Here is a 19099-nt window from a genome sequence, read left to right as displayed (position 1 = left end):
GAAAACCCTTGAATGCAGGGGGACTTCGGCCCATAAGCTATCTCAAAACCCAGCTGCATTCGACAAAGCATCGGGTGGTTCATCTCGTTGACTTACCAACGATTCCTCTTTATAATTCGAACATCGAGAGCCAAGACGTTCCCCAGTCGGTTTTCGAATTTAAAGAAAAAGCATTCGAAAAGCGGTTGATTCAAAAACCGGTGAATGAAACCCCAGAATTGGAAGACGAATCAACGCTTCGCCATTTGGAAAGATTTCTATCAGCTTTCGAAGAATGGATTGGTCTTTAAACAAACTCAATAGTGAAAGATGTGAAGAAATGATGATTAAGCAGAAAGTATACTACGGTAAAGATATCGAGGTAATGTTTAATTCAGAGGTATGCATTCATTCGGGTATTTGCGTAAAAGGCCTGCCTGGTGTTTTTGATTTAAACAAGCGTCCTTGGATCAATCCAGATGCTGACACTACGGAGGCAATTGCCCGGCATATTGACACATGCCCAAGCGGAGCACTGACGTATAGACGCCTGGACGGTGAATTTTCAACAGAGAAAGAGGGATGAACATGCATGTGGTAGAACATGAAACCGCCAAAAAAAGATTTCTTATTCGAGATAACGGCAGCATTGCTGCGGTGATGACGTATGTAATCTCAAGTCCTGAACTTTACATTATTGATCATACCTTTGTCGAAAATGCTTACCGAGGGCAAGGGCTTGGCGATAAGCTTATCGAAGCTATGGTGGAATACGCGCGGGAAAACGGTATTAAGATTTTACCCTTATGCCCGTTTGCCAAGGGACGATTCGAACGTCTCTCCGAATACGCGGATGTTCTCAATAAATAATCACTAATAATATGGTTATGAAGATCATAATAGAGAAGAGCCTGGAGGGTTTCGTGATTTCGTCGTCCCCCTCAGGCTCTTCTCTTATTTGTCAATCGATTCCCGTATTTTCAGAAGAGAAAAAATATTAAACTGTGAATACGATCATCATTTCCTCTTATATCAATCGCACCAATTATTGTTTCCTCCTCTAAAATTGTAAAAAGTTGATACTTTTCTATATTCTCAGCTAATTTTTCATATGTTTCACAAGCTGAATTAGAATCAAAGTCTTCGTATTTTTCACTGTATTACTATTGTCTTCAGCTCGATCAAATCGTTTATAACGATATCAGCATGAGCAAGTTCATCACTTTGCGCAAAATCAAAATTACATCCTATGGAAACCAAACCGTTATCTTTAGCTGCATTTATATCCGAAAGGCGGTCTCCTACTACTGCTCCACTACTAATTCCATATTTTACAATTATACTTTGGACTAAGTCTGACTTGTTCAAAGATTCAATTTGTTGAATGCTAAAGGTCTCAGTAACCCAATTATCCAAATTATAGTAACCCACAATTGCATTTAAATATTCTTTTAAACCATTACTTGCTATGTAGATTGAACAATTATTCTCTTTTAAATGCGTAAAAATCTCCATTACATTTGGATATAAAGCGCCTTTCCCACATCTTATATTTTTTATTAACACTTCCAAAAAGTAAGCATCCGTCTCTTTTCTTACTTCATCAGAATGATTGGGTAATAATGCCTCCCAAACTTTTGGTAAAGGTACTCCCATAATTTCACGGTATTTCTCAATAGGCGTTACTGTATCCCATACTTTTAGTGACCTTAAACGATCAAAAGCTTCTTCGAGTGATACCTCTAATATTTTTCCTGTCTGAAATAGTGTTCCATCCATATCAAAAATTAGTGATTGCGACATAGCCTCGTCTCCCCTTTTCAAACTACAATATACCTTATTATACATATCTTAACGCAAACCATTGCACTACCCTGCCCGTTAGTTGAACAAAGGCAGCCGATCACTATGATCGGCTGCCTTCTTGTTTGAGCATCACACATTATTTGTTATTAATTTGATACGAATTTCGTTGAGCAATGAATCGCATGACGTTTTCAATCGTCGCTCTTTGGCTTGTTTCATCGCTTCTCTTACTTTTTCCAGTTCGGTATGCTTATTCGTGGGTCCCCACTTGTCCGATTCTTGAATATCATTCTCTCTACTTACATTATACCGTTATTTATATGTTTTTTATAGACTGTTTTTTTGGCGATTCCTACACTATACTGCTAAATACAAATCTAAAAAGAAGAGGTGCATCAGTATGGATGACCAAAAAAATGTCTTAGATAACGGACCTTTTTTTCATGGTACTAAAGCAGAACTGAAAATTGGAGATTTATTAGAACCGCAATACTTATCCAATTACCAAGATAAAAAATCTAACCACATTTACTTTACCGGAACATTAAATGCTGCCAAGTGGGGTGCGGAATTAGCAAAAACGAATGCAAAAGAAAGAATCTACATTGTAGAACCATTAGGAGATTTTGAAAATGATCCTAACTTAACGGATAAAAGATTTCCTGGCAACCCAACACGCTCATATAGATCTAAATCACCTCTAAAAATAGTAGCTGAATTAGCTTCATGGGAAAGACACTCCGATGAAGAGATCAATCATATGCTTACATCTTTAAAAAAATTAAGTGAAGAAGGAAAAAATGTGATCTACGATTAAATCTTAACCAAAGAGTTCCCTCTGTCCAACTCTGGACACGGGAACTCTTTGGTTGATAGCTATTCTATTTTGCCATTGGAAGACTGGCGGAATATACAGCGATACGGAACGATCATTTTGACAGCGACTTCATAATGATGATCCAGATAATCGAGCAGCTGTTTAACCGCGAACATGCCCATCTCCAGCTTGGGAACATGAATGGTCGATAACGGCGGAGAGGTGAATTCAGATATTTCAATATTATCCACCCCAAAAAAGGCGATATCCTCCGGAATGCGCAGACCCTGTTCGGTTGCAGCACGCATGGCTGCAATTGCCATCATGTCACTGGCTGCAAATATTGCGGTAGGTCTGTTTGCATTGTTGGTAAATGCCTGCTTGGTCAATTCATAACTCAGCGAAACATCCCATTTCACATCGATCACCCAGTCATCATCAACAGGTAATCCCGCATCATTCATTGCACGCCGATAACCAAGGAAACGTTTTTCCTCACGAAAATCATTCTTGTACTCCGCTCCGCCAATATAGGCAATAATACGATGCCCTTGCGCAATCAGATGATTCGTTGCCTCTCTGGCCGCCTCTTCACGGTCATAACCGACGACAGGGATGTCCGGGTCCGTGATATCTACACCTACTACGGTCCGTACATTGGCTTTGAGCCAGCGATAGGCTTCCGGGTCAATTCGCTCCACTACAATCATGCCATCAATCCGATGCTCCTTCACAAGGGACTGCAGCTGCACGATGTCCCCATCGTTCTCGATGCTGTACACAAATTCCAGACGCATGCCCGCTTCAGCAAGCTGCTTCTCGATCCCTTCCATAATGACTGAAAAATAAGGGCTATTGTATTTATTTTGCGGAATGGCAACCACACAGCCGATTGCATATGCCGTTTTGGGCTCCACCTTTTTCTTCTTGGCCGGTCGCTGCGAACGATAACCCAGCTCCTCAGCGGTATCCCAGATTTTTTTGCGGGTTTCATCGCTGACCGAGCGATTGACATCGTTCTTCATCACACGTGAAACGGTAGAGATCGATACACCTACCCGGTCTGCAATATCCTTCAATTTAGCCATGTGAAGTCCCCACCTTTTCTCTAAACATATATTTAAACCCCATTTGTATTGGGGCAATTTCATCCCTGCAAACACAAATTTGCGGCAAATATAATTCTATATTTCTACTCGCCAGAAGTCAATGAAATGGTGCACGGATGCGGTCTTTTATAAAATAATGGCGGCAGTCGGGGCGCTTGCTATCCCCTATACTGCCGCCAAATTATAATCCTTTAAAGAAAACGTATGAAGCTCTGCTCTGCCTCCTCTTTAACTACTTATTGCATCTTGGAGGCCAAATCCTTCAGTGCTGCGTTCAGATCACCGTCCCCGGCAAGTGGAAGTTTGAGCGATTGCTCACCATACGTCCAGACCAGATCGGTTTTCTTGGTCGTAAAGGGAGATACAATACCATACTGCTGTGCATCCAGGAAGATTTTATTATCTTCGCCTACAGTGGCAATATAAGCATCCGCTGCGGCTTTATTAGCCGGAATGGAATATCCCTGCTTCGCGAGTTCAGTCTGTCCTTCCGGACCGGCAAGCCAGGCCAACAGCTTGTAAGCCGCCTCTTCATGCTTGGTATTGGAGCTGATGGCCAGACCTGCTGGCTGAACGACGGTCTGGTTGGTTTTGAATTTTGGCAAATAGGAGATGCCGTACTCCACGCCAGCCTCCTGGTAGTTGGTTGTATTCCAGCTGCCACCCGGATTCATGGCTACCTTGGATGTAGTAATTGCAAGATTCACCTGTCCACCCAAACCTTCAATCTGTGCAGGTGTGGTGTTAATCTTTTTATTTTTGGTCAAATCGATAAAATAGTTCAGCACTTCCATCGCTTCAGGTGTCTCAAGGGCAAGGGAACCATCGTCGTTCACCAGCTTGGCGCCGTTGGACCATAGCTCCGGTTCCAGGAACCAATCCATCGTTGATCCCGGTGAAATGGACAAGCCCCACTGCACAATGTTCTCGGCATCAAAACCCGCTTCGTCAGCGCTTTTCCCGTTTTTATCCAGCGTCATCTTGGTTGCAATGTCGGTAATTTCATCCCAGGTTGGTTCAAGCGATGGAACCGGGGCGTTATGAGGATTGGTTGCTGCGTTCTCAAAGATCGCTTTGTTGTAATACCATACGATGACGTTGGCATCGATGGGCAAGGATACTTGTTTGCCCTGATATTGGTGAAGGCCCAGCAGACTTTTGTCCACATTATTCAGATCAAACTGATTTTCCGCCAGCAAGCCGTCCAATTCCTTGAAAATGCCAAGCTCGGCGTATTTCTCCACATATGCATAACTCGTTTTGAATACGTCCGGGAGTGTGCCCCCAGCTGCATTTGCTGTGAGTCCATCCCAGTAGCTGCCCCAATCCTTGCCTTCCAGTTTCACCTTAATATCGGTATTGGCCTTCATGAACTGATCCAACAGTTCCTGTGTACGATGAAGCTCTTCCGCCGTCCCCCACTGGGAGTATGTGATCGTTACAGGTTCGCTCTGGCTGCTGCCGGAACCAGAAGAGTCGGCGTTTTCGGACGATCCTCCATTTCCACATCCACTGATCACCACCATTGTCGCAAGTACAAGTGCCCATACATTGAATAGCCGCTTACTCTTCGCTCTCATATACACAGCTCCCCTTTATGTCATGTCATATCAAAAAGTCAAAAAAGTTCTATCCACCCGAAAACCGGAAAGCGAGGCAGCCATTCTACCCTTTGGTGCCCGTAAGCACCACCCCCTCAACGATATAACGTTGTGCAAACATATACAGCAGTCCAATAGGTACAATACTGATAAATGCACCCGCAGCGAGCGCCGGCAAATCCTGGCTCGTCTGACCAATCAGCAGCTGCAAGCCCACGCTCAGCGTGAACATTTCTGCGTTTTTGATATACAGGAACGGCCCCAGAAAATCGAGCCAGGAGTTCACAAAGGCAAAAATAATGGTTGTCATAATAATGGGTTTGGACAGCGGCATAATGACCCGTGCATATACCGTCCAGCGATTGCCGCCGTCGAGATATGTAGCCTCGTCCAGCTCCTGGGGAATGGTCATGAAAAACTGTCGGAACAGGAAGATATAATAGGCGCCTCCGAGCCAGGCTGGCACAATGAGCGGCAACCAGGTATCAATCCAGTTCAACTTGGAAAAAAGGACGTACGAGGGAATCATCATAATGGATGGAGGAATCATTAAGGTAACAAGCACGACCGGGAACAGAATATTCCGATATTTGGTTGCAAAACGGGAGAAACCGTAAGCGACAAGTGAACTGGACACCACCGCTCCCGCCGCAACAAAAAAGGAAATGATAAACGAATTCTGAATCCACTGCCACATCATCGGCTGTACGGCGAACAATCGTTCAAAGGCTTCCAGACTGAATGTGTCCGGCAGGATGGTTGGAGGTACCTTGTAGGTCTCCGCTTTGGTTTTCAGCATGGTCGAGAGCATCCATACCAGAGGCCCTGCAAACAGCATTAACGCTGCGATCAGCAATGTATATTGAGACGCTTTTACCGCTATTTTTCGGCTGTTCATGTAACTCTCCTCCTATCGTTCTCCCTCGTAATACACAAAGCGGTTCGATACTTTCATCAGGATCAGGGTGACAAGCGAGATCACGGCGAACAGGAAAATCGACTGCGTCATCGCCATACTGAATTTCAGATCGGTAAAGGCCGATTTATAAATATTGTAGACAAACGTATAAGCAGAGTAGTTCGGCCCCCCCTTAGATAGCAGCAGCGCTTCCGTAAACATCTGAAAGTTATACATCGTCTGAATAATGATGACAAACAGAATGGACGGACTGATCATCGGCAGCGTAATTTGGAAAAATCGACGAATCCCGCTTGCACCGTCAATCGCAGCAGCTTCGTACAAATGTCGGGGTACATTTTTCAGTGCAGCCAGAAAGATCAGCACGCCGCTGCCGGAGATCCAGACCTGGAGCATGATGATGACTGGCTTAATTGTATGTTCGCCGCCAATCCAATCCACTTTGCTTATACCGAGCGCGCCAAGTCCGGCATTCAGGATGCCGAATTCGGAGTTGAATACGAGCCGCCAGATAATGACCGTTGCCACAATGGGCACCAGGGTCGGCAAATAGAAGAAGGTGCGGAACAACGCAATGCCTTTGACATTAAAATTAAGCAGCATCGCCAAACCGAGCATGCCCGCTGTAACGATCGGAACACCGAATACAACGAAAAACATCGTGTTCATCAAACTTTTCAAAAAGATGGGATCGTCCATCATGTGTGTAAAATTATCAATGCCGACAAAGTTGAAGTTGGTTGCTCCCGGGAGCCTCGCATCTGTAAAAGCGTAGAAGACCGAGGTCCCGAAAGGAAAAAGGAAAAAGGTAATAAATCCGATGATCCAAGGCAAAATGAAGAGAAAAAACAGCAGCGTGTCATATTTTCTCAATCTGTTCATGATGACACCCCTCAGCCTGAAATTTCTTCTAAATAGACGTACCGTTCTTCCACAATGGATTTCTCTGCCGCCAGGGCAATAAGCAACGCGTTACGACCAACCTGCGCACTCGCAAAAGGCTGTCTGCCTTCCTGTACACATTTCAGAAAATCAATACGCTGGGTCTGTCCTCCGGTATGTCCACCCATGATTGAATCCGACGACACATCAATGTCCAGGTGGTCCTTCGTCCAGTCCTGCCCGCCAACGATATCAATCGTCTTGTCATTCCGTGCCACCATCTGACCGCCATTCTCTCCGATCAGGCCAATCTCAAGCCCTTCTCCCATCAGATTGCGCGGTTTCAAATACATGCACAGGCCCAGATTGGCTTTGCTGCCGTTATCATAATCAATGGTGATAAAGGCGTGATCGACGATGGAGGTGTCCGAAATTTCTTTCGTCGGATAGTGACTGTATGAATTTTGAATTTGATTGGGCTCCCCTTGTTTCATGACATGCTGACCTCCAGAGGCAAACACGCGGACAGGCTTTGCCTGGATCATCCAGTTGAAAATGTCGAAGTGATGACAATCCTTTTCTACAATCGCTCCCCCAGACTTGGTCTTGTCATAGAACCAATCTGCAGGTGGGAACGGATCGCGGAACTCCTTGCACCACATCAATTTCACGTCGCCAAGTCGTCCGTTCTCCAACTCCTTTTCCATCCGGCGATACAGATTTGAATACCGATAGACCAGTCCAATCTGTAAAATTCGTCCCGAGGCTTCCGCAGCTTCTATAATGGCATCACAGTCCTCAATGGTATGGGCGACAGGCTTTTCCAGAAATACATGCTTGCCCGCCTCCAGAAAAGCGACTGCCACTTCACGATGCAAATAGTTCGGTACACTGATGACCACCGCATCCAAATCTTCCTTGGCAAGCAGCTCACGATAATCGCTTACTATGGCGGGGTTACTGTTCTTAAGTTCAACCAGCGTACGTGCCACATTGGCCTCATTCATATCACAGATATAACGAACCTCACACTCTTCGAGCAAATCAAAACCAATGCAATGATGTGACCCCATGTCTCCTACACCGATAAAAGCCATTTTTATCTTCCCCATGCTTACACTCTCCGTTGCTCGTAAATTTGCGGCAAATGCCATCAAGCCAATTTGATGTTAAGAAATCTAACAGGATTGCGACTATGTAACGATAGTAAAATAGTTTTGATTGGTTGTCAATTGATTTTGGCTAAATTTTTAAACATTTTGCGGCAATAGTTTCGTGGTGTTATTTGTATACCACTAAACAGTATAACTCTTTATTCATCATAAATTAAGCGTTTACATTTTTATTTTATTATCATATAATTTAATGTGAATCCAATTATATTTGCGGCAAATTTAACTTGTTAACTAAATTGAATTATATTCAATCTTCAATGATATACCTCTATTTTCAATAGAAAAACAAATAAATTATGGAAAAAAATCTGTTGAATCTCCTTTTCCTGTCCCCTATAATGCAATTTAGACGCGGAACTCAAGAACTAAAAGCACATTTTATATTTGCCGCAAACCAAAGTATGATCGTTTTCAGCTGCTTATCCTCTATTTACTACCATGACTCTTACATAAAACGTCATTATCCTGCCACTTTGGCGGCTCAGAAAGGAGTTGAACTTTCCTAACTCTCCCTCATGAAGACATGTAGGGGCAAGGCAGAACGAGTACTCATTCAAAAATCCATTATTCAGGAGGTATACCATGACAAGATTATTTGATCAAAGCAAACGGAGTCTTGGACTGTTTTTGGCTTTTATCCTCATGATTACCCTGCTCTTGCCTGCGGGAGCTTTGCCAAAGGCCTCTGCTGCGACCATTACCATTGATGGCAATGTCAGCGATTGGAGCAGCGTTAGTGCTCTCACCACCAATAGTGGCTCTGCCCAGACGCTCAAAGTGACCAATGATGGAACCAACCTCTATCTGCTTATTCAAGGCTCTGGTCTGAGTACAACGATGGGGAATTTCTGGATCAATACCGATAACAATACTTCAACCGGTTACCAGGCTGCGGGCTGGGGAGCTACAGGTGTGGAGTGGCTGCTTGAAAATACAGGATTATACCGCTATGGCGGTAGCGGAACCGATTGGAGCTGGAATTTCAACAGCACGTTAACCAGCTCCCAATTCTATCGCAGCTCTTCCGCCATTGAGGTTGCGATTCCTCTCTCTACCTTGCAAATCAGTGCAGGCAGCACGGTACGGGTCGGGTATATCGACAACAGCTCGGATACGTCGAGACTGCCCGCGGCGGGACAAACGCTGCCCGCTTACCTTTTGACTTCGGCTGGATCGGGTGGAGGTACAGGGAACAATACTGTGGTGAATCCCGTAGAGCTGGACAGCCCACTCAACAATCCATTCAAAGGCTGGGCGCCTTCGGCCAAGAGCACAACATATGCACAGCCACACAGGCTCGTATATGCCGGTGTGACCTGGAAAGAGCTTGAGTCCATCAAAGGTACGTACGATTTTAGCGCAATTGAAGCTGCCAACAATTTTGCCTACTGGAAAAGCAAAGGGGTTAAAGTGGTGTTTCGCTTCATTCTGGACAGCCCAACTGGACAGGCTCACCGGGATATTCCAGACTGGCTCTACAATGACATGATTGCCCGTGGAGAATCTCCCGGAACAGTTTACAACGATACAACCGGGGGCATGGGCACAGGCAACAACATGGGCTTCTCCCCCAACTACAACTCCACCTATCTGCAAGAAAGGCACAAATTAGCCATCGATGCCATTGCGGCAAGGTACAACACTAATGATCGTCCGGTCGCCTTTGTCCAGATCGGTTCCCTCGGACACTGGGGCGAGTTCCATACCTGGCCTTATGTCGGACCGAATGGCGAGACCAACTACACAGGCGCTTTCCCTACAAATGACATATCGAACAAGTACGTACAGCATTATATCGATGCCTTTGCCGGTAAAGAGGACAAGATGCAGGTTCTGATCCGGCGCAGTATTGCCCTCGCCAAAACCAATAATAAAGGCATGGTCATGGGCATGTTCAATGATGTATTTGGACATAAAGAAAGCTTCGATGCAGATTGGGGCTGGTACACAGGCACCCAGAATGGTTATTGGGATGACATCGGCCAGCAGCAGCCTGCACATGCGAACTTCTGGGAGACACGAATTTCCGGTGGAGAATTTTACGGTGGAGCTTCCGGCATGCTTGCGGCATTGACCAGCGGCAGCGGATTTACGGAAACGTTGCGTCAAACGGAGCTGAGCAAGCCGAGCTGGCTGGGACCGAACTCCCCTGCCTCGCTTCCTTTGAATCATGCACTACAGGCCAACATCGATGCACTCAAGAAACGAATGGGTTACCACTTTGTCGTGAAAGAAATCTCGCATCCATCCACCATTAACGGAAGTACATTTACAACAACGATTAAGGTAGAAAATAAGGGCGTACAGCACTTCCCATTTGCGTGGCCGGTTGAAATTCAACTGCGCAGTGGCAATACAGTGGTCGCCAAGAAAACAACAACTGTTAATCTAACCACGTGGAAAACGGGCACCTACACCCTGACCGACTCCATTCCAGTCTCCGGTCTTGCCGCAGGAACCTATGATATCGCGATTGCGATCATCGATCCGGAAACGAATAAACCCGGCGTGGACTTTGCCAATACAAACAAATTGACCGACGGCTCATTCAAGCTGAGCAGTGTGACGAAGTAATTCTCAGTTACTTCTCATGTTCAGCGAATATGTGAAGAGGCAAAAAGCAGGAATGAAAGGCATAATACTCATTATGCCCTCCGTTCCTGCTCTCCTTTTTCCAGCTGAGCAACAGAGAAAATCCTCTCGCTGATTCTCTGCCAGCGATAGCCCGAACCACCCATTATAACCTACAAAAAAAGCATGGCCGCCATAGTTCTTCGGCCATGCTCTTTCTGTTACTGTGCCTTGTTCCGCAGCTGGCTGTAATACAGTTCTCTGTAGAAGCCGCCTTGTTCCAGCAATGCGTCATGCGAACCCTGCTCCATGAGCTGACCATCCTTCAGTACAAGAATTCGATCGGCTTGGCGGATCGTGTTCAGCCTGTGGGCGATGACAAAGCTGGTGCGGCCTTGCATCAGACGTTGTAACCCTTCCTGGATTTTGATCTCCGTGACGGTATCGATACTGCTAGTTGCTTCATCCAACACGAGAATGGACGGGTCAGCCAAAATTGCCCGGGCAATCGCAAGCAGCTGCTTCTGTCCTTGACTGATACCACTTCCGTCGGCCTGAAGCACTTTGTCGTATCCGTCCTTCATCCGCACGATGAACGAATGCGCATTCGCCAGCCTTGAAGCAGCCTCCACCTCTTCGTTGGTCGCATCCAGACGGCCGAAACGGATATTTTCCCGAATCGTGCCCTGGAACAGGAAGGAATCCTGAAGAACAAATGCCATATGGGAGCGCAAATTCTCACGTCGAATAGTGGTAATGTCACGTCCATCCACCGTTATCGTGCCGTCTGTAGCATCGTAGAAACGAGATAACAGCTGAATCAACGTTGTTTTCCCTGCCCCAGTCGGGCCTACCAAGGCAATCATCTCACCCGGTTTAGCTTCAAAGTTGATTTCATGCAAAATATTACGCCCTTCATCGTATCCAAAGGACACCTTGTCGAAGCGAACGGCTCCCTCCACTTTGTCCAATGACACCGCTGCGCCTTCATCCTTCGCTTCCTCATCCTCATCCAGCACTTCGAACACCCGCTCTGCCCCGGCAATTGCAGACAGCAACGTATTCCACTGGTTTGCCAGATCGTTAAGCGGACGTGTGAACTGACGAGCGTATTCCACAAAGATGATAATCACCCCGACTGTAACCGAACCCTGAATCGCCAGAATTCCACCGATGCCTGCAACAATTGCAAAGCTCAGATTGTTCAGACCATTCATCAGCTTGGGAATAAAGCCGGAGATCGTCTGCGCCCAGAAACCGGACAACCGGATGTTCGTATTTCGTTCCTCAAACCCGCGAATGACCCGCTCTTCCTGGGAGAATGCCTTGATAATCTTCTGCCCGGACAATGTTTCCTCAATGTACCCATTAAGTTCGCCCAGATTGCGCTGACGTTGCTTGAACAACGGCCCGGTTCTGCGTGTAATCCAGCGCATACCAATAGCCATCAGCGGTACTACGATAAATGTAAGCAAGGTGAGCAATGGACTTAGCCAGAGCATCACGCCAAACGTTCCAAGCAAGGTTAATATACTGGAAAAAATCTGTATGGCTGAGCTGTTCAGCGTACCGCTGACATTCTCGATGTCATTCGTAACCCGGCTCATAATCTCACCCTGCTGACGCTTGCCGAAGAATGGAATCGGCAGTTTGTGCAGATGAGCGAACAGATCATACCGCATGCGGAACACGGTCTCCTGTGCAATTTCGATCATCCATATATTTTGCAGCCATGATGTCAGGGAGAACAGAACATAGACTGCCACCAGACCCAATAAAAATGTCGTCCAGCTGGAACTCGTTGCTTCTCCATCAATGAATTTATCCACAGCCACACCGACCATATAAGGTCCAAGCAAAGCGAGTGCGGAACTGGCAAATACCATTAACAGCACCATAGCCAGCTTGACCTTGCGACGTGCCAGATACGTCCAGATCCGGCCTAACGTACCAGACCAATTCTTCGCCCGTGCTTTAGGCTTGCGTCCTCCACCCGTCTTCAGCGTCTCGGGATCAATCGACGGTGGGGGCTGACGGAAAGGTTCAGTGAATGCTTTGAACATGTGGTGTACCCTCCCCGTATTGTGATTCATAGATTCGGCGATACAGCTCGGAGGAATCCATCAAATCCTCATGTTTCCCCTGACCAATCAGACGCCCATCGTCCAGCAGCAGAATCAGATCCGCAGAGGTGGTTGAACTGATCTTCTGCGTAATAATGAACGTTGTACAGGACAGTTCTTCCAGCGCATCAAGCAGCCTTGCTTCTGTCGCCACGTCGAGTGCACTTGTACTGTCATCCAGTATCAAAATACTCGGACGACGTATCAATGCACGGGCAATCGAGAGCCGCTGCTTCTGTCCACCCGACAGATTGACTCCCCGCTGACCCAGCTGTGTATCGTAGCCATTTGGCAACTTCTCAATGGTCTCGTGAATCTGGGCACGCCGCGCTGCTTCCTTAATCTCTTCGAGCGTTGCGTCCTCCCGACCCCAGGCGATGTTATCTCTTACCGATCCGGTAAAGAGAACCACTTCCTGCGGTACATAACCGATAGCTCCACGCAGTGAAGCAATATCCAGGCGAGCTGCGTCTTTGCCATCAATACGAACCTTGCCCTGATCTTCGGTATAAAGTCTTGGAATGAGCTGAACCAGTGAGGATTTCCCCGAACCTGTCGCTCCCATGATGGCGATACGTTCTCCTCGGTTCGCCGAGAACGTAATATCTTCCAGGACAGTAATTTCACTATTGGGATAGCTGAATCCCACACCCCGAAAATCAACTGCACCCTGGATAACAGGATTTCCTTTCCCAGCTTGTACGGAACGATCTGGTTCTAAAGAAAGACTTGGCTGCTCTGTTGATTGCTTTGTTTTCTGTCCTGTTTGTTCGGCTTTCCCTCCCCCTTCACCTTGTGCCATTTCCGATACATCCTCCGTATCGAAAACCTCATTAAGCCGCTGTGCTGAAGCACTCGCTCTGGAGAAGGTTACCAGAATCCAGGACAGTGCAGACATGGCACCAATGGTCCGAAGCAGATAGTTAATGACTGCAACGACTTCACCCACGGTTGCATTTCCGGTAGTGATATCACGTCGTCCGAACCACAGTACGGCGATGATACAACCATTCATCATGAGCAGCATGAATGGCATCGTTGTCTCCGTCAGGCGCAGCGCGGAGATCGTGCCTTTCATCAGTTTGCCGCTGTATGTGGCAAAGCGTTCAATCTCATGGCCCATCCGTACGAAGACACGGATCAGCCGAATGCCTGTCAGATTTTCCTGGATGACTCCGTTCACGGCATCCAGTCTGCGCTGCACATTGCGAAACAGCAGCGCCGCCTTTTTGATCATCCAGACGACAACCACAAGTAATACAGGCACCATCACCACGAGCAGCAGACCCAGCCTCGGATTTACCACAACCGCCATGATCATGCTGCCAATCACTACGAGCGGCACACGCGTCATGAATCGCAGACTCATAAAGATCGTATCCTGCACCTGTGTAACGTCCCCGGTCAATCGGGTAATCAGGGAAGATGTAGAAAAACGGTTAAAGACGGCATAAGAGAGCGCTTGCACTTTGTCATACAGCTTCTCCCGCAAATCGTACCCGAAGCCAAGACTTGCATGGGACGCAAAAAACGAGCTTGCAATTCCCGCGGCAAACGCCACGACGGCACTGCCCACGAGCACCCCACCCCATAGCCAAACTACCGATAGATCTCCTTGCTGGATACCGTTATCAATGATCTTCGAGATCAGATAGGGTTGCGCCAATTCGACCGTCAATTCAATCAGCATCATGACCAGTGCTGCGATGGCGGCGACTCGATACTTCTTCAAGTAGTACAACAGCTTGATCATTACCATTCCTCCGGCCCGGAGCGCTTGTTACCGTGACTCATTTTTTTGTGTCCACGCAGCCAGCTCCGTTAGTCTCATTCCATCATTCTATGTAAAATTTCACGTATCCAATACGCTTATTATATCGCATTTTGCATCATCAAATCGTTAATATCTTACTTTCCTTCTCATTATTAACCTGAAATGGACATGGGAACATCGATCTATGATAAAAAAAACGGAGCAGCGTGCCTAAATCAGGACTGCAAATGGGTACAATACGTATTGCCCCTTAGTAATGCATTATTTTGTTATGTTTGGCAACTCTATTAACCAACGTGGATATTCTGGAAATGGAGGCCTTGTGATGCCACAATTCATCCTGAACCATTTACCTAAATGGGGAGTGCTAATGGAAGTCTTTTTTCTTTCGGCTGTTCCACTGCTCATTCTACTCACCATCAGACAGATTAAAATATTTGATGGGGCTTATAGCCAAAGAAAACAAAAATTAGAGGAAATACAACGGGAAGACCAACGTGGACTCGACTCGGGCGATACGCGGACAGCATCAGATGAGGAAATACTTTCTTATACGGATGACTATCAACTTAACCTGGACAAATTCAGGAAAACTGCTCTGGATATGGATGATGTCAACGAGAGAACGATCTTTCTCCAAAATTTGAAAGCCAGAGGCATCTTGTTTTTTGTGGACGGCCTTACCGACAAACCGGGACTCGACCAGAATATATTAAAGCCGCTTCTGGACTGGGCAAGTAAGCCCTTAACAGATGAACATATTAGAAATGAAAAGCTAGAGGATTACCTTGTGCAACAAGTCTTGTTGATTTCGGAGACCGAGTGGATCGTCGATGTCCATCAAGCATTACGAAAAGTCCTGTTCGGTTCTACCATGCTGTTAGTTGAAGGCATGCCAGGTGCCCTGCTGTTGGGAAGCTCTCGCGGCCAGACCCGTTCTGTAGAGGAACCCATCTCAGAAGCCGTTCTTCGCGGACCAAGAATCGGCTTCACCGAAACGTTAAGCGACAATACGGCCATGTTGCGCAGACACGGAGAAAATAAAAGCCTTGCCATGACGTCCTATCAAGTCGGTAAGCGGGTGCAAAAAAAGTTGATGGTTATATATTTCAAGGATATTGCCAATGAAGAGTTGGTGGCAGAGGTCAAACGGCGTATAAGAACCATTGATGTGGATGAAGTATTGGAGAACGGTTATGTGGAACAGCTCATCGAGGACAATTTTTTGAGTCCATTTGCCCAAATACAAAATACAGAACGCCCTGACCGGGTTATGAGTTCCTTGCTGGAAGGTCGAGTAGCCATATTGTTGGATGGTTCTTCCTATGCGCTGTTAATGCCCGTCACCTATGCCATGATGTTACAATCCCCGGAGGATTATTATGAACGCTGGCTTCCTAGCTCGCTGATCCGCATTCTTCGTTTTGTCTGCACGTTCATTTCCCTTTTCGCTCCTTCCCTGTACATTTCATTTATTTCGTTTCATCCCGGCCTGATTCCAACCAAATTGGTTGTTTCCATCATCGCCACAAGGAAAGGCGTTCCCTTTTCGACACTCATTGAGGCGCTGATCATGGAAATCGCCATTGAAGTATTGCGCGAAGCAGGACTGCGACTTCCTAAACCTATCGGTCCCGCCATGGGAATCGTAGGTGGACTGATCATTGGACAGGCTGCGGTAAATGCAGGAATCGTCAGTCCCATTTTGGTCATTGTCGTTGCCGTGACAGCCATCTGTTCCTTTGCGACGCCAATGTACAGCGCAGGGTTATCCATGCGCCTGCTGCGTTTTCCAATTATGTTTAGCGCTGCGATGTTCGGATTGTATGGTGTAATCATGTCTTTTCTCTTCCTGACCGTCCATATGCTCAAGCTGAAAAGCTTCGGCATTTCTTATGTCAATCTGGCCGTTCCCCAGTCCTTGAAAGACTGGAAAGACTATGTAATCCGTGTACCTCTGCAATTCATGAAATATCGTCCCGAGGTGCTCAAGCCCAAGGAATCCAAACGCAAAGATTAGATGGAAAGGAGCATTCCTGATGTCAGCCGGAATTCCTGAAACGAAACAGTTAACCACGTTACAGACGCTAGCGCTTATTCTTTGTTTCATGATTGGAGCGGAATTGTTTACCCTGCCAAGGGAGATAATTAGCAAAGTAAACACTGCCGACGCATGGATATCGGTTGTTCTGGGGGGCATATTCAGCTTCTGCACAGCCTGGATCATTATCTTGCTCGGCCAGCGATATCCGCATTTCACCTTCTATGAATACGTACAACAAATCACTGGTAAGCTTATCGGAAAATGCATCGGACTTGTTGTCGTTCTTTATTACATTCATCTTGCCAGTTATGAGTTAAGGTCTATGGAAGAAATGGCTTCCTTCTATCTTCTGGAGGGCACACCAGGATGGGCTATATTGGCTTGCTTTGTCTGGATATCTCTGTACTTGTGCATGGAGGGTATCAGCACAATCGGGAAATTATGCCAGATTATTATTCCCATATCCATAACCGTTCTTATTCTTATCTGTTTTTTGGGGTCTACCGCTTTCGATATGAATAATCTTCGTCCCCTCGTTGCCAAGGGATGGACACCGATCATGAAAGGCATTCCATCCACTACACTCGCCTTCAGCGGAAGCGAATGTTTCCTGTTCATATTGAGTCAGATGCAGGCTCCCAAAAAAGCAGCTAAAGTCATGAGCTGGGGAATCGGCCTTGCCGTTATCTTTTATACGTCAGCCGTAATCATCTGTATTGGGGTATTTTCCCTGGACGGGGTTTTGACGCGCACCTGGCCGTTCTTCGATCTTGCCCGCAGCGTGGAATTCGAAGACCTCCTGCTGGAACGATTCGAATCCCTGCTCTTGGCGATCTGGATATTACAGATTTTTTCTATATTCACAATTATTTTCTACTCTGCAGCCTTAGGCGTTTCCCAAATTTTCAATTTATCCTACAGGATAAGCATGTTTCTGATTTTGCCGTTCATTTGTCTCATTTCCCAGTTGCCTAAAGACATCAACGAAGTTTTTGCTCTGGGAGCATACATGGGTAAGGCCAATCTGGTCTTGTTCTCATGCTTGCCTGTGCTGTTGCTTCTCATTTCACGTTGGCGGGTGAATTCTCCATGAAGAGTTGGAAGCGTTGCTTGAGATACACCTGCATGATTACATGTTGCTTCCTGCTTGCTGGCTGCTGGAGCAGTTCCCCCATTGAGGAGAGGAATTTGGAAGCAGGCATTGCGTTGGATGCCGAACCTCAGAAAACGGAGACGTCGGTCCGAGAAACCCGGCAACAACATCCGAAATATCAGATTCGAAGAACTGTTCAGTTTGTTCTTCCGGAAGAGGGAAGCAGTTCAGGCTCTCCTTCACAGGGAAACAAGTTTTATAATGAAGAAGAGCTTGGCGATTCAATCATGGAAATGACAAGAGAATCCTATCTCAGCAATCAGTCTCCGGCAGGATTTCACCTTAAAACCATTATCATTAGTTCGGAATTACTTCAAAAAGTCCCCCTTCAGGAACTATTGGATTTTTATTTGGCGGATAACGACATTCGACTGAGTATTCTGCTCTTAACAAGCACCGGTACAGCAAGCGATGTGTTCAAGGAAATGAGCTCGGGGAAAACGCCCGCCTTCATGCTGAAAGATCTTTTTGACAACCGCAGCCACACCAATCGTCTTGTCAAGCCCGTAACTCTCGCCAAAGTGATCGGACCGCTAAAATCGAGATCCAGCTTCGTGTTACCCAACGTCATCAGGATTAGGGATGGAATCACACTATTTGGTGCAGGGGTTATCAGGGGGAACACGCAAAAATATGCAGGATATCTGAGTAAAATGGATGTAGAAGGATTGCAATGGATTACAGGAGATTTGACAGGTGGGATTGTAAAAGGTACCGATTCCCGTTCGCAACGGGATTTCGTCTATGAGATCAAATCGGCAAAAAGTAATATTCAGGCTCACGTTAATAAAAACGACATTTCGTTCCATGTGAAGATTTCATCCGTGGGTCGCCTTTCTGAAAGCTTTGTTTCTGATGCAAATAAAATGAAGGATCAGACACTGCACGAAGAAGCAGATGCTGTTCAGGACAAGATCAAGGAGCTGGCACAGCAAACGGTATCCAAGATGAAAAAAATGCGGGTGGAGGTAGCACATATGGGCCAAGCCTTGCGAATTCAACACCCCGATATGTGGGAGCAAGTGAAGGACCATTGGGATCAAGTCTTTGCAACCGTACCCGTGACCTTTGAGGTGAAGGTGGACATTGAAGATTTCGGAGCCTCTACGATGACCACGAATTAATAATGCCCTCCAAAATCAATGG

General features: G+C 46.4%; 16 protein-coding genes. 8 read left to right on the top strand and 8 right to left on the bottom strand.

Annotated features, from left to right (window positions below):
• Positions 1–8 precede the first annotated feature (8 nt).
• The 3 genes from JNUCC31_RS33465 to JNUCC31_RS20280 are packed head-to-tail and all read left to right on the top strand — an operon-like array spanning position 9 to position 849.
• A complete protein-coding gene (locus JNUCC31_RS33465) occupies positions 9–290 on the top strand; it encodes a hypothetical protein (RefSeq protein WP_228469133.1) in 282 nt (93 codons plus the stop codon).
• Complete coding sequence (locus tag JNUCC31_RS20285) at positions 275–565, top strand: (4Fe-4S)-binding protein (RefSeq protein WP_228469131.1); 291 nt, start codon at positions 275–277, stop codon at positions 563–565. Before JNUCC31_RS33465 ends, JNUCC31_RS20285 begins: the two co-directional genes overlap by 16 nt.
• Before the next feature lie 2 nt (positions 566–567).
• Positions 568–849 (top strand): GNAT family N-acetyltransferase, encoded by a 282-nt coding sequence (locus JNUCC31_RS20280; protein ID WP_192263965.1) that lies wholly within the window; start codon positions 568–570, stop codon positions 847–849.
• 282 nt (positions 850–1131) lie between these two features.
• Here the strand turns inward: JNUCC31_RS20280 and JNUCC31_RS20275 are convergent, their stop codons facing one another.
• A complete protein-coding gene (locus JNUCC31_RS20275; protein WP_192263963.1) occupies positions 1132–1782 on the bottom strand; it encodes an HAD family hydrolase in 651 nt (216 codons plus the stop codon).
• Positions 1783–2185: 403 nt separating this feature from the next.
• On the opposite strand from JNUCC31_RS20275, the gene arr reads away from it, so the two are divergent.
• Positions 2186–2602: an NAD(+)--rifampin ADP-ribosyltransferase gene (gene arr, locus JNUCC31_RS20270; protein ID WP_192263961.1), complete on the top strand. Its 417-nt coding sequence runs from the start codon at positions 2186–2188 to the stop codon at positions 2600–2602.
• Between the two features lie 59 nt (positions 2603–2661).
• Here arr and JNUCC31_RS20265 read toward each other — a convergent pair whose 3' ends face one another.
• The 5 genes from JNUCC31_RS20265 to JNUCC31_RS20245 form a co-directional block, all read right to left on the bottom strand.
• Positions 2662–3690, bottom strand: a complete 1029-nt coding sequence (locus tag JNUCC31_RS20265) for a LacI family DNA-binding transcriptional regulator (protein WP_192263959.1) — start codon at positions 3688–3690, stop codon at positions 2662–2664.
• Between the two features lie 257 nt (positions 3691–3947).
• Entirely contained in the window at positions 3948–5291 is a 1344-nt protein-coding gene (locus JNUCC31_RS20260) for an ABC transporter substrate-binding protein (RefSeq protein ID WP_192263957.1), read from the bottom strand.
• Positions 5292–5376: 85 nt separating this feature from the next.
• Positions 5377–6210 carry a carbohydrate ABC transporter permease gene (locus tag JNUCC31_RS20255; protein ID WP_192263954.1) on the bottom strand — a complete coding sequence of 278 codons (834 nt, stop codon included), beginning with the start codon at positions 6208–6210 and terminating at the stop codon, positions 5377–5379.
• 12 nt (positions 6211–6222) lie between these two features.
• A complete protein-coding gene (locus tag JNUCC31_RS20250) occupies positions 6223–7113 on the bottom strand; it encodes a carbohydrate ABC transporter permease (RefSeq protein ID WP_192263951.1) in 891 nt (296 codons plus the stop codon).
• 11 nt (positions 7114–7124) lie between these two features.
• A complete protein-coding gene (locus JNUCC31_RS20245) occupies positions 7125–8225 on the bottom strand; it encodes a Gfo/Idh/MocA family protein (RefSeq protein WP_192263948.1) in 1101 nt (366 codons plus the stop codon).
• A gap of 645 nt (positions 8226–8870) precedes the next feature.
• Between JNUCC31_RS20245 and JNUCC31_RS20240 the strand changes: the two genes are divergently transcribed.
• The gene (locus JNUCC31_RS20240) at positions 8871–10862 is read left to right on the top strand and encodes a DUF4832 domain-containing protein (protein ID WP_192263945.1); all 1992 of its coding nucleotides are present in this window, start codon (positions 8871–8873) and stop codon (positions 10860–10862) included.
• A gap of 218 nt (positions 10863–11080) precedes the next feature.
• Here the strand turns inward: JNUCC31_RS20240 and JNUCC31_RS20235 are convergent, their stop codons facing one another.
• Positions 11081–12922 (bottom strand): ABC transporter ATP-binding protein, encoded by a 1842-nt coding sequence (locus tag JNUCC31_RS20235; protein WP_192263942.1) that lies wholly within the window; start codon positions 12920–12922, stop codon positions 11081–11083.
• Positions 12903–14735: an ABC transporter ATP-binding protein gene (locus tag JNUCC31_RS20230; protein ID WP_192263939.1), complete on the bottom strand. Its 1833-nt coding sequence runs from the start codon at positions 14733–14735 to the stop codon at positions 12903–12905. Before JNUCC31_RS20230 ends, JNUCC31_RS20235 begins: the two co-directional genes overlap by 20 nt.
• 346 nt (positions 14736–15081) lie before the next feature.
• Between JNUCC31_RS20230 and JNUCC31_RS20225 the strand changes: the two genes are divergently transcribed.
• Genes JNUCC31_RS20225 through JNUCC31_RS20215 form a run of 3 tightly spaced genes read left to right on the top strand, consistent with a single transcriptional unit; the run spans position 15082 to position 19077 of the window.
• Entirely contained in the window at positions 15082–16776 is a 1695-nt protein-coding gene (locus tag JNUCC31_RS20225; protein WP_192263936.1) for a spore germination protein, read from the top strand.
• Positions 16777–16795: 19 nt separating this feature from the next.
• A complete protein-coding gene (locus JNUCC31_RS20220) occupies positions 16796–17893 on the top strand; it encodes a GerAB/ArcD/ProY family transporter (protein ID WP_192263934.1) in 1098 nt (365 codons plus the stop codon).
• Positions 17839–19077 (top strand): Ger(x)C family spore germination protein, encoded by a 1239-nt coding sequence (locus JNUCC31_RS20215; protein WP_488656248.1) that lies wholly within the window; start codon positions 17839–17841, stop codon positions 19075–19077. The genes JNUCC31_RS20220 and JNUCC31_RS20215 overlap by 55 nt, the downstream gene beginning before the upstream one ends.
• Positions 19078–19099 lie beyond the last annotated feature (22 nt).

Source organism: Paenibacillus sp. JNUCC-31, assembly GCF_014844075.1.
Taxonomy (GTDB): domain Bacteria; phylum Bacillota; class Bacilli; order Paenibacillales; family Paenibacillaceae; genus Paenibacillus.
This window is presented reverse-complemented; position numbering and strand designations above follow the sequence as displayed.